The sequence below is a fragment of the Burkholderia sp. GbtcB21 genome (genome assembly GCF_019091065.1).
In the GTDB taxonomy this organism is placed as follows: domain Bacteria; phylum Pseudomonadota; class Gammaproteobacteria; order Burkholderiales; family Burkholderiaceae; genus Burkholderia; species Burkholderia pyrrocinia_C.
The window spans coordinates 358,726-373,048 of the sequence record NZ_JAGXKA010000004.1; the positions used below are offsets into that span (position 1 = coordinate 358,726).

General features: G+C 66.4%; 12 protein-coding genes. 11 read left to right on the forward strand and 1 reads right to left on the reverse strand.

Features of this window, described 5'->3' with window-relative positions; genetic code table 11:
• The first annotated feature begins 125 nt into the window (after positions 1–125).
• The 8 genes from hyfB (at position 126) to KVT39_RS12620 (ending at position 8,011) form a co-directional block, all read left to right on the forward strand.
• Positions 126–2,129 carry a hydrogenase 4 subunit B gene (gene hyfB / locus KVT39_RS12585; RefSeq protein ID WP_217589199.1) on the forward strand — a complete coding sequence of 668 codons (2,004 nt, stop codon included), beginning with the start codon at positions 126–128 and terminating at the stop codon, positions 2,127–2,129.
• On the forward strand, positions 2,123–3,073 hold the full coding sequence (locus KVT39_RS12590; RefSeq protein WP_034184415.1) for a respiratory chain complex I subunit 1 family protein: 951 nt from the start codon (positions 2,123–2,125) through the stop codon (positions 3,071–3,073). The genes hyfB and KVT39_RS12590 overlap by 7 nt, the downstream gene beginning before the upstream one ends.
• On the forward strand, positions 3,074–3,733 hold the full coding sequence (locus KVT39_RS12595; RefSeq protein ID WP_034184414.1) for a formate hydrogenlyase: 660 nt from the start codon (positions 3,074–3,076) through the stop codon (positions 3,731–3,733).
• Positions 3,726–5,189: a hydrogenase 4 subunit F gene (locus KVT39_RS12600; RefSeq protein ID WP_175747875.1), complete on the forward strand. Its 1,464-nt coding sequence runs from the start codon at positions 3,726–3,728 to the stop codon at positions 5,187–5,189. The genes KVT39_RS12595 and KVT39_RS12600 overlap by 8 nt, the downstream gene beginning before the upstream one ends.
• Before the next feature lie 3 nt (positions 5,190–5,192).
• A complete protein-coding gene (locus KVT39_RS12605; protein ID WP_217589200.1) occupies positions 5,193–6,755 on the forward strand; it encodes an NADH-quinone oxidoreductase subunit C in 1,563 nt (520 codons plus the stop codon).
• Positions 6,755–7,270 (forward strand): NADH-quinone oxidoreductase subunit B family protein, encoded by a 516-nt coding sequence (locus KVT39_RS12610; protein ID WP_217589202.1) that lies wholly within the window; start codon positions 6,755–6,757, stop codon positions 7,268–7,270. The genes KVT39_RS12605 and KVT39_RS12610 overlap by 1 nt, the downstream gene beginning before the upstream one ends.
• A gap of 181 nt (positions 7,271–7,451) precedes the next feature.
• Complete coding sequence (locus tag KVT39_RS12615; protein ID WP_034184410.1) at positions 7,452–7,802, forward strand: hypothetical protein; 351 nt, start codon at positions 7,452–7,454, stop codon at positions 7,800–7,802.
• On the forward strand, positions 7,799–8,011 hold the full coding sequence (locus KVT39_RS12620; RefSeq protein WP_006489184.1) for a twin transmembrane helix small protein: 213 nt from the start codon (positions 7,799–7,801) through the stop codon (positions 8,009–8,011). The genes KVT39_RS12615 and KVT39_RS12620 overlap by 4 nt, the downstream gene beginning before the upstream one ends.
• Positions 8,012–8,258: 247 nt before the next feature.
• On the opposite strand, the gene KVT39_RS12625 is transcribed toward KVT39_RS12620, so the two are convergent.
• Positions 8,259–8,921: a response regulator transcription factor gene (locus KVT39_RS12625; protein WP_175747871.1), complete on the reverse strand. Its 663-nt coding sequence runs from the start codon at positions 8,919–8,921 to the stop codon at positions 8,259–8,261.
• Between KVT39_RS12625 and KVT39_RS12630 the strand changes: the two genes are divergently transcribed.
• The 3 genes from KVT39_RS12630 (at position 8,892) to KVT39_RS12640 (ending at position 14,244) form a co-directional block, all read left to right on the forward strand.
• Positions 8,892–10,832: a hybrid sensor histidine kinase/response regulator gene (locus KVT39_RS12630; RefSeq protein WP_368858921.1), complete on the forward strand. Its 1,941-nt coding sequence runs from the start codon at positions 8,892–8,894 to the stop codon at positions 10,830–10,832. The genes KVT39_RS12625 and KVT39_RS12630 overlap by 30 nt on opposite strands.
• Positions 10,833–11,312: 480 nt before the next feature.
• The gene (locus KVT39_RS12635) at positions 11,313–12,194 is read left to right on the forward strand and encodes a sterol desaturase family protein (RefSeq protein WP_034184407.1); all 882 of its coding nucleotides are present in this window, start codon (positions 11,313–11,315) and stop codon (positions 12,192–12,194) included.
• Between the two features lie 118 nt (positions 12,195–12,312).
• Complete coding sequence (locus tag KVT39_RS12640; protein ID WP_254640483.1) at positions 12,313–14,244, forward strand: serine hydrolase; 1,932 nt, start codon at positions 12,313–12,315, stop codon at positions 14,242–14,244.
• Positions 14,245–14,323 lie beyond the last annotated feature (79 nt).

The window sequence follows — 14,323 nt, forward strand, 5'->3', positions numbered from 1 at the left end:
TAATGCCATTATCATATCCTGTTAGCCAGATTTGGCTTTCGATGCAATAATGCATGTGGAGCCGGCGCGCCTGCCGTCGCCGTTCCATGCCCCCGTTCAACCCGAGCGTACTGGAGACAATCCGGATGGCATCCGTGCCGGTCGTCCATTTCGTGCTGCTGGTCGTGGCCGCCTGGCTCGCGATCGGCGCGCTGGGGCTCGGGGCGCTGCATCGCACGCGGGTCGTCGCGCACGGATTGTTTCCGCTCGGTGCGCTGGGCGGGCTGCTGCTGGCGGCCGCGGGGTTCGCGGGCGTGTTTGCCGAGCCGTCCGTCGCGGTGCTGCCGATCGGGCTTCCTGACCTGCCGTTCCATCTGCGGCTCGACCGCCTGTCCGGCTATTTCCTGTTCGTGCTCGGCCTCGTCAGTGCCGGGATCGGCGCGTTTTCCGCCGGCTACTTCCGCAAGGGCGAGGGCGCCGCGCCGGGGCTCATCTGCTGCGAATATCACGTGTGCGTCGCGAGCATCGCGCTCGTGCTCGTTGCCGACGACGCGTACGTGTTCATGGTCGCGTGGGAAACGCTGACGCTGTCCGCGACCTTCCTCGTGATGTCCAATCACCGGATCGGCGAAATCCGCCGTGCGGGCTACCTGTATTTCCTGATTTCGCATGTCGGCGCGCTCGCGCTGCTGCTGTGCTTCGGCATCCTGCAGGCGCGCACCGGCGATTACACGTTCGCGAACATGCGCACCCAGTCGCTCGATGCAACCTGGGCGTCGCTCGCGTTCCTGTTCGCGCTCGTCGGCTTCGGCGCGAAGGCGGGCGTATTTCCGCTGCATGTGTGGCTGCCCGATGCGCATCCGGCCGCACCGTCCCCCGTGTCGGCGCTCCTGAGCGGGTTCGTGCTGAAGGTGGGGCTCTACGGGCTGCTGCGCACCGTGTTCGACCTGCTGCACGTGCAGATCGCGTGGTGGGGCGTGCTGCTGCTCGTGCTCGGCGGCGGCACCGCGCTGCTTGGCGTGGTCTTCAGCACGATCCAGGTCGACATGAAGCGCCTGCTCGCCTATTCGTCGATCGACAACATCGGCCTGATGTTCGTGTCGCTCGGGCTCGCGGTGCTGTTTCGCGCGTTCGGCATGACGACCCTGGCGGCGCTCGCGCTGACCGCGATGCTCTATCAGGTCGTCGCGCATGCGGCATACAAGAGCCTGCTGTTCCTGGGGACCGGCGCCGTGCTGCACGCCACCGGAGAACGCAATCTCGGCAAGCTCGGCGGGTTGATCCGTTTCATGCCGTGGACGGCCTGGGCCGTGCTCGTGGGCGTCGCGGCGAGCGCGGGCCTGCCGCCGCTGAGCGGTTTCGTCGCGGAGTGGCTGTTGCTGCAGGCGTTCCTGTTCACGCCCGGCCTGCCGGATTCGGTGCTGGCGATGACGGTGCCGATCGCGGCCGCGCTGGTCGCGATGTCGGCCGCGCTCGCCGGCTACACGATGGTCAAGTTCTTCGGCATCGTGTTTCTCGGGCAGCCGAGGGAAGCCAAGCTGAGCCGCGCCCGCGACGCGAATGCGTGGGAGCGGCTCGCGTTCTGCTGGTTCGCGGCGGTCAGCGTGCTGCTCGGGCTGATGCCCGCGCAGTTCGTCAAGCTGCTGGATCCGGTCACGCGCGGGCTCGTCGGCGCCGGTGTCGGCGCGGACAATCACGGCTGGCTGCTGTTCGTGCCGGTGTCGACCGCGCGCGCGAGCTACATGCCGGCCGTGTTCATGCTGTTTTTCGTCGCGTGCTGCGGGCTCGCGTGGCTGCTGGTGCGGCGCTTCTACCACGGCCGGCTGCGCCGCGCCGCGCCGTGGGGTTGCGGCTTCCCGTTTCCGACCACGCGGATGCAGGACACGGCCGAGGGGTTCGGGCAGCCGATCCGCGAGATCTTCGCGCCGCTGCTGCGCATCGAGCGGCAGGTGCCGTCGCCGTTCGACGCGCAGCCCGCGTACCGGGTGTCGGTTGCCGATCGCACGTGGCTGCTCTACGAGCGCATCGCCGCGATCACGCTGCGCGCGGCCGAATGGGCGGGCCGGCTGCAGACGGGCAGGATCGCCGTCTACCTGACCTACAGCTTCGCGGTGCTGATCCTGCTCCTGATGCTGGTGAGAAGATGGTGACCGTCTCCGGCGTGGTATCGCAGATTCTCGAGATCGTGGTGGCGCTCGCCGCCGCGCCGCTGCTGTCCGGCTGGATCAACCAGTGCCGCGCGTGGCTGCAGAACCGGCGCGCGCCGTCGGTCTGGCAGCCGTACCGGATGCTCCACAAGCTGTTCAACAAGGAATCGGTCGTCGCGCACGGTGCGAGCGCGGTGTTCCGCGGCGCGCCCTACGTCGTCTGGGCAGCGATGACGCTCGCGTGCGCGATCGTGCCGACGCTGTCGACGGAGCTGCCGCTGTCGCCCGCCGCGGACGCGATCGCGCTCGTCGGCCTGTTCGCGCTCGCGCGCGTCGCGCTGTCGCTCGCCGCGATGGACATCGGCACGGCATTCGGCACGCTCGGCGCCCGGCGCGAGATGCTGATCGGCTTCCTCGCGGAGCCGGCGCTGCTGATGGTCCTGCTGTCCGCGTCGCTGATCACGCAGTCGACGCTGCTGACGAGTATCGTCGGCACGCTCGGGCGCGGCGAGCTCACGCTCTATCCGAGCCTGGCGTTTGCCGGCATCGCGTTCACGCTGGTGTCGCTCGCCGAAAACGCACGGCTGCCCGTCGACAATCCGGCCACCCACCTCGAACTGACGATGATCCACGAGGCGCTGATGCTCGAATACTCGGGGCGGCATCTCGCGCTGATGGAATGGGCGGCGAGTCTCAAGCTGTTCGCCTATTCGTGCATCGGCCTCGCGCTGTTCGTCCCGTGGGGCATCGCCGAGGCCGGTAACCCGCTCGCGCTGCTGCTGGCGGTGCCGGTGCTGTTCGTCAAGCTGATGGCGGGCGGCGCGGCGCTCGCCGCGGTCGAGACCGTCAATGCGAAGATGCGGCTGTTCAGGGTGCCCGAGTTTCTCGCCACCGCGTTCCTGCTCGCGGTGATCGGCATGCTCGTGCACATCCTGCTGGGGGCGTGAATGCACGGCTACGCGACGCAACTGATCAACTTCCTGGCAGCGCTGCTGCTGATCCTGTCGTTCGCGATGCTGAGCCAGCGACGCACGCTGTCGCTGATCCATCTCTATACGCTGCAGGGCGTCGCGCTCGTGTCGGCCAACCTGATTCTCGGCGTGCTGACGGGCGATGCGAACCTGTTCGTGTCCGCCGGGCTGACGCTCGTGCTGAAGGTCGGCGTGATCCCGTGGCTCCTGTATCGGCTCGTGCGCCGGCTCGACGTGCGCGCCGACGTCGAACCGCTGATCAACATCCCGACCACGCAACTGATCGGCATCGTGCTCGTGATCGTCGCGTTCAACGTCGCATCGCCGATCAGCCAGCTCGCGACCTCGGTCGCGCGCGGCGCGCTCGGCATCGCGCTCGCCTGCGTGCTGCTGTCGTTCATGGCGATGATCACGCGCGCCAAGGCGATTCCGCAGGTGATCGGCTTCCTGTCGATGGAGAACGGGCTGTTTTTCGCGGCGACGGCCGCGACCAACGGGATGCCGATGATCGTCGAACTCGGCATCGGGCTCGACGTGCTGGTCGGCATCCTGATCCTGGGCGTGTTCATGTTCCAGATCCGCGAGCAGTTCGACAGCCTGGACATCCATCACCTCGAGACGCTCAAAGATGAATGAGGCCCATGTCGTGCTCGCCGTGCTCGGCCTGCCGCTCGCGGCCGCCGCGACGCTCGCGTGCGTGCGGTCCAGCCGCGTCGCGCGCAACCTGAACGCCGGCTTCAGTTTCGCGACGTTCGCGGCGACGCTCGCGCTCGCCGCGCACACCGTCGAAAACGGCCCGTCGAGCGTGTTCGACGGCGCGTTCTTCGTCGATCCGCTCAACGTCTACCTGGTCGCGCTGACCGCGTTCGTCGGCTGGACGACGTCGTTGTTCTCGCGTCCGTACATGCAGGTCGAGGAGGATCGCGGCCGGATGACGGCCGCGCGGATGCGGCTCTATCACACGATGTATCAGCTCTTCATGTTCGCGATGCTGCTCGCGCTGCTGACCAACAACCTCGGCGTGCTGTGGGTCGCGATGGAGGCGGCGACGCTGGCGACCGTGCTGCTCGTCAGCGTCTACCGGACCGCCGCGAGCCTCGAGGCCGCGTGGAAGTATTTCATTCTGTGCGGCGTCGGCATCGCGCAGGCGCTGTTCGGCACGATCCTGCTGTACCTCGCCGCAAGCCGGCAGCTGGCCGGCGGGGATGCGCTGCTGTGGACGAGCCTCGTCGCGGTCAAGGCGCACCTCGACCCGACCATCGTGTCGATCGCCTTCGTGTTCCTGCTGGTCGGCTATGGCACGAAGGTCGGCCTCGTGCCGATGCACAGCTGGCTGCCGGACGCGCATGCCGAAGGTCCGACGCCGATTTCGGCGGTGCTGTCCGGCCTGCTGCTGAACGTCGCGCTGTATGCGGTACTGCGCTGCAAGGTGCTGGCCGACGGCGCGCTCGGCAACGGGCTGCCGGGGCGGCTGCTGGTCGGGTTCGGGCTCGTGTCGGTGCTGGTCGCGTCGTTCTCGCTGTTCCGGCAGAAGGACGTGAAGCGGCTGTTCTCGTATTCGTCGATCGAGCACATGGGGCTGGTGACGTTCGCCTTCGGCCTCGGCGGCCCGGTCGCGACCTTCGCCGGATTGCTGCACATGACGGTGCACTCGCTCGTCAAGTCGGCGATCTTCTTCGCGGTCGGCCATGCGGCGCAGAAGGCCGGCACGCAGGCGATCGACGGCATCCGCGGGCTGCTGCAGGTCAGTCCGACCGTCGGCTGGGGGATGATGCTCGGCACGCTCGCGATTCTCGGCCTGCCGCCGTTCGGCGTGTTCGCGAGCGAATTCCTGATCCTGACGACCGCGATGAACACGCTGCCGTGGACCGCGCCGCTGCTGCTGCTCGGGCTCGCCGTCGCCTTCGCGGCGATCTTCGCGCGCGTGCAGCGGATGGTGTTCGGCGGCACGACGACGGCGAAACCGCTCGGACACCGGCCGGCGCTGTTGCCGGTGTTCGTCCATCTGGCGCTCGGCCTGATGCTCGGCCTGTACGTGCCGCCTTATCTGGCGACCTGGTATCGCCAGGCCGCGACGATGCTGGCGGGGTGACGCATGCGACTCGAATCGATACCCAGGGAGGCCGCGGTCCCGCTCGAATGCCGGGCGGGCCAGGTTCGCGCGGCGCTGATGGAAGTCGACCCGGCGGGGTGGCTCGAGACGGCGCGCGTCGCGCGATCGGAGCGGAGCCGGCTCGTCGCGATGTGGGGCGGCGACGCGCGCGACGCGGGTTTCGCGGTGAACGCCGCGTACGAATGCGACGACGGCATCCTGTGGGTGCGTCTCGCGACCGGGCGGCAGCCCGACGCCGGCGGGGATTTTCCCGATCTGGCGCCGCTGTTTCCGTCCGCCGCCCGGATGCAGCGTGCGATCTTCGACCTGACCGGCCTGAGCGCGCGCGGCGCGCAGGACACGCGGCCGTGGCTCAATCACGGCAACTGGCCCGACGACTATTTCCCGCTGCAACGATCGGCGACCGGCGTCGAAACGTTCGAATCGAACGAGGCGAACTACCGGTTCGTGCCGGTGGCCGGCGACGGCGTGCACGAGATCGCGGTCGGGCCCATCCACGCCGGCGTCATCGAGCCGGGACATTTCCGGTTCTCGGTCGTCGGGGAGAAGGTGCTGCGCCTCGAAGAGCGTCTCGGCTACGTGCATCGCGGCGTCGAGCGACTGTTCGAGCGGACGGCCGCGTCGAACGGCCATCGGGTCGCGGGCCGGATCGCCGGCGATTCGACCGTCGCGTTCTCGTGGGCCTATTGCATGGCGCTCGAGCACGCGCGCCGCACCGCAGTGCCGAAGCGCGCGCTGTATCTGCGCGCGCTCCTGCTCGAACGCGAACGCGTGGCGAACCACCTGGGCGACCTCGGCGCGCTCGGCAACGACGCCGGGTTCGGGTTCGGTCTCGCGCAGTTTTCCCGGCTCAAGGAGGACTGGGTCCGGATGAACGATCGCGCGTTCGGGCATCGATACCTGATGGACCGGATCGTGCCCGGCGGTGTGGCGGTCGACGTCGGGCCCGACAGCGTCGCGAGCCTGTCGGACGCGTGCGAACGCATCGAACATGAAGTGCGTGTCATGCGGAAAATCTACGACGACCATTCGGGGCTGCAGGACCGGTTCGTGGGCACCGGCCGATTGACCGCCGAGGTCGTCGCGCACTTCGGCGTGCGCGGCCTGGCCGCCCGCGCCAGCGCTCATGCGTTCGACGTGCGCGCGGCGATGCGGTCCGTGCCGTACGACGAGGTCGCCGTCAACGCGGCGAGCGATCCGCGCGGCGATGTTGCCGCGCGCGTGGCCGTGCGGTTCGCCGAGATCGACGAATCGATGCGCGTGATGCGCGTGCTGCTGGAGAATCTGCCGGCGGGCCCGGTCGCCGTCGACGTGGCGCCCGCCGCGGCGCCTGCCCGCGGGATCGGCTGGGTCGAGGGATGGCGCGGCGATATATTCGTCGCGCTCGAGACGGAAGCGGGCGACGCGATCGCGCGGTGCCATTGCCATGACCCGTCGTGGCAGAACTGGCCGGCGCTCGAACATGCGATCATCGGCAATATCGTTGCCGATTTTCCGTTGATCAACAAATCGTTCAACCTGAATTACGCGGGGCACGACCTCTGATGTGGCAGCTTATCCGGCAATTCGCGCGCACCGATTTTCCCGACGAGCCCGTGCCGGCCGCGGAGGACGCGTGGCGTCGCGAGGAGGGGCGCATCCGGCAGGACATTCTCGATCTGCTCGGGCGGGCGCTCTGCATCCGGCAGATCGACGCGGGATCCTGCAACGGCTGCGAGCTGGAGATCCATGCGCTGGACAACGCGTACTACAACATCGAGGGGCTTGGCATCAAGTTCGTCGCGAGTCCCCGCCACGCGGACCTGCTGCTCGTGACCGGGCCCGTGACGCTGAACATGCGGGCGGCCGTGCTCGCCGCATACGACGCGACGCCGGCGCCGAAGCTCGTCGTCGCGGCCGGCGAGTGCGCGTGCACGGGCGGCATCTTTGCCGACAGCTATGCGGTGTGCGGCCCGGTTGCGTCGATCCTGCCGGTCGACGTGACGATTCCCGGCTGCCCGCCGCCGCCTCGCGATTTGCTGCGCGGGATCCTGGCGGCCTGCCGGGCGCGCGGCGCTTGACGAGGCGGGGACGTGGCGATTTTCAGCGCGTTCGTTCGAGGATCCTGCGATCATCGTGCCGCGACAGGGCGTGCGACGCGACGGGCGCGGGGAACGCGGCAGAATCCTGTTTTCATCCCCGCTTTTATCGGCTGGCGAGCCGGATATCCGGCTCGTTCGCCATGACTTCGACTCCTGCTTCATGACACCTGTCAAATTCATTCTTCGCTACACGGCGATCCCTTTCACGGCCATCGTGGCCGTGGTGATCTGGACCGTCATACCATCGTCGAAAGAGATCGATGCGAGACAATATGCGGCGCTGTCGCGTTCGTATGCAAGTTTCCCGCTGCCGTTCCGGCACGAGATCTCGGAAGCGATGGACCACGGCCGGATCAACGACCGGCACTACCAGGCACTCGTGCGCGATTCGCTGGGCAACGGCGTCGCGCTGGACTGGCCGGCATCAGGCGTCGGCGACATCGCGGACGAACGACAAAAACTGGCCGAACTGATTCAGGCCGATTCGGATCTTCAAAGGCAACACCCATGAAAACCCTGCTGGTCTCCGTGGCATTCGCGATGATCATCGCGAGCCTGATTTTCGCGCTGTATTTCATGAATCACGATCGCGGCAAGTCCAAGCGGATGGCGTGGTCGCTCGCGGCACGCGTCGGGCTGTCGGTCACGCTGTTTCTGTCGCTGCTGATCGCGTACAAGCTCGGCTGGATCGAACCGACCGGATTGCCGATCGGGCGTTGAGCGGGGCACGCCCCGCGGCATGCGGGGCGTTTTCGTGAATGCAAGTTTGATTCGGTAATCGAGGTGTTGTGATAAGAATACTTATCCCGATGGTACTGGTCGGATGCCGATGAACGTGCGGCGAGTCGGGTAGATCCCCCCGTTTATCGGACGATCGCGTGCCGTCTGATCGCGCTCGAGGGCACGGGGGCTTGCATGGCGGTATTCGTGGTCGGCGCGAAGCGTGTCGCCTTCGGCCGACGGACCTTCAGCGCAGCAATTCCTCGGCGCGAAGGTTGCCGGGAAGCGGTAATTCGGCGAGGCCGTCGCGTATCGCATACGCGGTCACTTCGGCCACGTTATGCAACGACAGTTTCGTCATCAGATTCTGACGATGCTTGCGTACCGTCAACACGCTCAGGTTCAGCCGGGTGGCAATCTCTTTGCTGGAGTGTCCGTTGGCGATCAGCACGAGGATTTCCTTCTCCCGCGCGGTGACCGGTGGTGGTGCGGCACCGCCGCCGGCGTTCTCCAGCACATGGGCGAGCGCGTCGCTGATATAGCGGATACCCGACAGCACCAGGGAAATGGCATGCAGCAGTTCGTCGCCGTCTTCGTGCTTGAGCATGTACCCGTCGACGCCGATCGCCACAGCCGCGCGCACCGTGACGGGGTTCTGATTGCCCGTGACCACCAGGATCCGGGTCTGCGGCGATTGCGTCTTGATTTGCTTCGCCAGTTCGATGCCGGGGTAGCCCGGTAGATCCAGATCCAGCAGCAGTAAATCCGCCTGCGTGTCGCGCACCAATCGAGCGGCGATCTGTCCGTCTCCGGTTTCCCCCACGACCTGCCAGTTGGCGCGCGTTTGCAGCAACAACTTCAACCCGTCGCGAATAATGGCGTGGTCTTCGGCAAGCACGATGCTTTTCATTTTTCTTTCGCCTTCTCCCGGATCACCCGGAAGTGCATTCCTTTGCGACAATACGACGCGATCCCCGTTGCCGGTGCGTCACGCGGCGGACCCGATCGACACCAGGCCAGTTTAACGCCGGATTTGCTACGCGACTTTGAAATGGCAAAAAGCATAGCGCAAGAATATCGTGCCAACGTGCGGCTGGAACTGGTCAATACGCTGTACCGCCAGTCGCCGCCCATCCTGTTCGGCAACATCGCCGTGGTCAGCCTGACGACCTTCCTGCTGTGGAACGAGGTGTCGCGACGCACGCTGCTCGGATGGGCCGCGGCGATCTGCGTGCTGACCGCGATCCGCGCCGTGATGGTCTGGCGCGATCGCCGCGCGGGCGAGCATCCCGTCGAGACGGCCAGCGGCCGCGCGCGGCGATACGTGTTGTTAGCGGGATTGTCCGGCTGCCTGTGGGGCGCCATGGGCGTCCTGTTTTTCTCGCCGCACAACACGATCGTGACAGCCTTGATCTGCATCGTGCTGGCCGGCATGACCGGCGGCTCGGTGGCGTCGCTTTCATCGTGGTGGCCGACCTATGTCGCTTACGCATTGCCGACCGTGCTGCCGTTCGCGATTCGGTCGTTCGAGTATGGCAATGCGCTGTTTTCGGTGCTCGGATTGCTGTCGCTGTTCCTGCTCGCGGTCAATCTCGCGTTCAGCCGCACGCTGCAGCGTACCGTGCGGGACGCGGTATCGCTGCGCTTCGAGAACGTCGACCTGATCCGGCAGCTGACTGCGGAGAAGGAGCGCGCCGAACTCGCGAATCGAAGCAAGTCGCAATTCCTGGCTGCCGCCAGCCACGACCTGCGTCAGCCGACGCATGCGCTGGGCCTCTACATCGCGACGCTGCGTGCAATGGCCCGGGCGCCGACCGTCGACGGAACCGCGCTCGACGATATTGCCGAACGGCTTCGGGCCGCGTTGAAAGGCATGTCGCAATTGCTGAACGTGTTGCTGGACATTTCCCGGCTCGATGCGGGCGTGATCGATGCCGAGCCGCGCCGCTTTCCGCTGCAGCAGGAACTCGATGCACTGGACAATCAGTTTCGTCAGGCCGCGTTGGCGAAAGGATTGACGCTCAGGATCCGGCCGACGTCGATCTGGCTGGAAACCGATGCGGTGCTGCTGCATACCATCCTGTCGAACGTGTTGTCGAACGCGGTGCGCTATACGCGCAGCGGCGGCATTCTGGTGGGCTGCCGCCCGCGCGGCACGGACGTCGAAATCCAGGTCTTCGATACCGGCATCGGCATCGAAGCCGATCAGTTGCCGAACATTTTTCGGGAGTTTTACCAGATCGGCAATGTGGCGCGCGACCGGGAACAGGGGCTGGGCCTCGGGCTGGCCATCGTGCAGCGCACGGCCGTGCTGATCGGGGCCGGCGTCCAGGTGCGCTCGGCAGCGGGCCGCGGCTCGCTGTTCTCCGTGCGGCTTGCCGCGATCCGGCAAGCGCAGTTGCGCGAGGCCGCGATGGATCTGCGGAGCAGGGGCCCGGAATCCGCACGCGGGCGAACGCGGAAAACCTTTCTTGTCGTCGACGACGATCGCGACGTGCTGGCCGGCATGCAAACCCTGCTTCAAACCTGGGGCCACACCGTGGTCGCCGCGCAATCGCTGGAGCGCGCAATCGAGCTGGCCGCGTCCCGTCGTGCCGAGCTGGACATGATCGTGACCGATTTCAGGCTGGCCGGGCACGTGACCGGCGCGGATGTCGTCCACGCGGTGTTTCGGGTCATCGAACGCGAGATCCCGGCAATCATCATTACCGGCGATACGTCGCCCGAGGGCATCCATGCCGCTTCGGCGAGCGGCTTCAGCGTGATGCACAAGCCGCTCGATCCGCAGGAAATGCAGGCGCTGATCGACGGATCGGCCTGACGGCCTCGTTCACGCCCGTGCCGGCGCACGGGCGTGAGGCATTCGACGCGTCGGCCGGTGCGGCGAATACTGCATATGCGGTATTTACCCAAGCGAATCGCGTGCAGTACCTTCGCACCTGCTGGCAATCGTAAAAAAACAGCAGCGCGGGGTATCGAAGAAAGCCTGGATAGCCGGGGAGACCAACCTGTCGTTCGGGCCGGCGGGCAGTTGGCCGGCCCGATCGCGACGGCGGCCGGGCCGCACGTCCGATCGGATCGGCACGTCGCCGGCACGGCCCGATGTGGCGGAAGAGCCGGTCGGACCGGCCGCGGCCGATTTGTCCGGGCGCAGTACTTTCTGAAAGCATCGCGACAGGGGGCCGTGCCTGCACCCTGAATCGCGTTCACCTTGCGCATGAGCCGACCGGCGGATCGCGGTCGAATTCTTGAACGGCAATGGCCTTGGTGCCATCGCCCACCGGCCTGGAGCGCAACGGTCATGCAAAACCTGCCCGATATCATGGTGGCCGCGTTGCCGGCTTTCGCGGTGCTGATCGCGGTCGAGGTCGTGCTCGCCGCGATGCTCGGGAGGCGGCTGTACCGGACCCGCGATACGCTGGCGAATCTCGCGCTTGCAGCAGGCGCGTTCGTCGCCAGCGTCCTGACCGGCGGGCTGGTGCTGACGGTGCTGAGCTGGGTGTACGCGCACCGGCTTTTCACGATCCCGATGAACGTCTGGTGGGCGTGGGTGCTGTGTTTCTTCGCGGACGATTTCAGCTATTACTGGTTCCATCGCCTGAGTCACGAGGTGCGCTGGTTCTGGGCCTCGCATTCGGTGCACCATTCGTCGGAGCAATACAACCTGTCGGTGTCGCTGCGCCAGACCTGGACGGGCACGATCAGCGGATCGTTCCTGTTCTGGGCGTGGATGCCGTTGCTCGGGTTCCATCCGAAGATGATCCTGTTCATGCAGTCGGTGAGCCTGATTTACCAGTTCTGGATTCACACGGAAGCGATCGACAAGATGCCGCGCTGGTTCGAGGCGCTGCTGAACACGCCGTCGCAGCATCGCGTCCATCACGGCAGCGATTTCGACTATCTGGATACGAACTACGCCGGCACCACGATGATCTGGGACCGGCTGTTCGGGTCGTACACGCCGGAGCGATTCACGCCGCACTACGGTTTGACGTCGAGCATCGGCACCGACAATCCGTTCAGGATCGCGTTCTACGAGTGGGGCAACATCGCGCGCGATCTCGCGAAGGCCGGGGACCTGCGCACTGCGATCAATTACCTGATCCGGCCGCCGGGCTGGAGCCCTGACGGCAGTTCCCTGACGACGCGTGACGCGCGGCGCGCGACACAGCAGGTTTCTTGAGCAACGGATACGCCGACCCACCGCGCTGCGATGCCGGGCGCCATGTCGTGTCCGCGCGGGGGCCGGGAGTGACCGGGAATCGAGGTCCGGGATACCGAATGACATCGGAGTGAGAACAATGAAAACACCTATGCCGAATACACGCGATTCGCATGATCCGCATTCAGGCGCCGTCCCGGCCAGCACCGGTCGCCGGCAGTTTCTCGAGTATGCCGGCGCGGGATTGCTGTCCGCGGTGCTGCCAGGTTGCGGCGGGTCGGACAGCATTCAGAAGCAGCCGACGTATGGCGCAACCATTGCCGTGGGGCGGCAAACCATTCAGGCCGCGCTCGACGCCGACCGGCAGAACGTCGCGAGCATCTCGGTTGCCTTGCTGAAGGACAACCAGGTGGTGTGGGCCGAGGCTTTCGGCAATGCCGTGGTCAGCCCGGCCGCCGCCGCCACGCCGACGACGCGCTACAACATCGGCTCGGTCACCAAGGTCATCGCGGCGCTGGCCGGCGTGATCCTGCAGGATCGCGGGCTGATCGACCTGGACGCGCCGATCGTGCGCTACGTGCCGTCGTTCTCGATGTTGTCGCCGCAGTACGCGCAGATCACGTCGCGTCATCTGCTGTCGCATTCGTCGGGCCTGCCCGGCCAGAATGTGAACGACATGTTTTCGTATGTGCCGATCCCCGGCTACGCGGCGGCGGCGCAGAAGGTGCTCGCCAACGAGCACCTGAATCACCTGCCGGGCCAGTTCGCGGTGTACTGCAACGACGGCTTCACGATATTCGAACTGGTGGTCGCGGCCGTCACCGGGCAAAGCTTCACGGATTTCGTTCAGCGCAATATCCTCTCGCCGCTGAACATGACGAATTCCGGCTTTCTGACCAGCGTGCCGACCCGCGGCGAATTCGCGCTCGGGTACGCGAACGGAACCCAGTACGGGCAGGAAATCACGAACGCGTATGCAACGGGCGGCCTGGCGACGACGCCGCTCGACATGATGAACCTCGCGCAGATGTTCATCGGCAACGGCCTGTTCCAGGGGCAGCGGATCGCGTCGGCGGCGGGGATTGCCGACATGCTGACGGACCAGACCGACCGGTGGCAGATCAAGTCGACCCGGCTCGGCTATGCGTACGCGTTCGGTCTCGGCTGGGACGACGTCGACGATCCGGTGCTGCGCGCCGCCGGTGCCGCGGCGGCGTACAAGAGCGGCGGCACGCAGTTCTTTTCCAGCCATTTCTACGTGCTGCCGGCCGCGCGGATGGCGCTGATGATCACGGGCAGCATGGGCTACGACGCGGGCAGCATCGCGCCTGCGATCCTGCTGCAGGCGTTGCAGGAAGACGGCAGCATCGCCGCCGCGCCCGCACGCGTGAATACGAGTGCGCCGTCGGCGGCGCCGTCGCCGGACGTTTCCGCGGTCAATGGCGTTTACGGTAACGAATCGACGCCGGTGCAAGTCGCCGTGAACGCGGACGGCAGTCTGGCGTTGACGAAATGGAGCGGCACCGGGTGGGCGCAGCTCGGCCCCGACGCCACACCCTACCGGTATCGCAGCGACGGCTGGTGGTGGAGCGACGGCGATACCACGTCGTACCGGTTCGATATCCTGCCGGGCACGGACGACGCGGGCAATGCGGTGAGCAACCGGTACCTGACCAAGCGTGTCATCGACCACTCGGGTTATGTGTTTCGCGTCGCGCCGTATGCGCAGCAACTGCAGGCACTGGCGGCGCTCGACCCCGCGTGGCAGGCGCGCGTGAATTCGTCATGGAACGTGATCAACGAGTCGGCGCAGTCGGTGTCCCCGCCCGGCAAGCTGCGCGTGTCGCTCGGCAGCCTGGACGCGTTGCGGGGCTATGTGGTGTTCGGTTACAGCGCCGACGGCGGGGCCCACACGAGCTACCAGCTATTGAAGCCGCTGGCCGACGATCGCTGCGGCATGTCCGTCACGGTGCCGGTCATGCTTGGCCGCGACCTGTTCGAAATCAGCCTGACGAACGTGAACGACGTCGAGACGATGGCCGCTTCCGGATGGCTGTGCCAGCGGGCTTGAGAACCAAGGTGAAGGGTTCGATGATCGACGTTCGTCCCGATCGGAATCATGGCGTCGGCGATACCTGGCCGGCGAACGG

Coding starts and splice junctions, on each gene's coding strand:
- hyfB (WP_217589199.1), top strand. CDS start 126: ATGGCATCCGTGCCGGTCGTCCATTTCGTGCTGCTGGTCGTGGCCGCC.
- KVT39_RS12590 (WP_034184415.1), top strand. CDS start 2,123: ATGGTGACCGTCTCCGGCGTGGTATCGCAGATTCTCGAGATCGTGGTG.
- KVT39_RS12595 (WP_034184414.1), top strand. CDS start 3,074: ATGCACGGCTACGCGACGCAACTGATCAACTTCCTGGCAGCGCTGCTG.
- KVT39_RS12600 (WP_175747875.1), top strand. CDS start 3,726: ATGAATGAGGCCCATGTCGTGCTCGCCGTGCTCGGCCTGCCGCTCGCG.
- KVT39_RS12605 (WP_217589200.1), top strand. CDS start 5,193: ATGCGACTCGAATCGATACCCAGGGAGGCCGCGGTCCCGCTCGAATGC.
- KVT39_RS12610 (WP_217589202.1), top strand. CDS start 6,755: ATGTGGCAGCTTATCCGGCAATTCGCGCGCACCGATTTTCCCGACGAG.
- KVT39_RS12615 (WP_034184410.1), top strand. CDS start 7,452: ATGACACCTGTCAAATTCATTCTTCGCTACACGGCGATCCCTTTCACG.
- KVT39_RS12620 (WP_006489184.1), top strand. CDS start 7,799: ATGAAAACCCTGCTGGTCTCCGTGGCATTCGCGATGATCATCGCGAGC.
- KVT39_RS12625 (WP_175747871.1), bottom strand. CDS start 8,921: ATGAAAAGCATCGTGCTTGCCGAAGACCACGCCATTATTCGCGACGGG.
- KVT39_RS12635 (WP_034184407.1), top strand. CDS start 11,313: ATGCAAAACCTGCCCGATATCATGGTGGCCGCGTTGCCGGCTTTCGCG.
- KVT39_RS12640 (WP_254640483.1), top strand. CDS start 12,313: ATGAAAACACCTATGCCGAATACACGCGATTCGCATGATCCGCATTCA.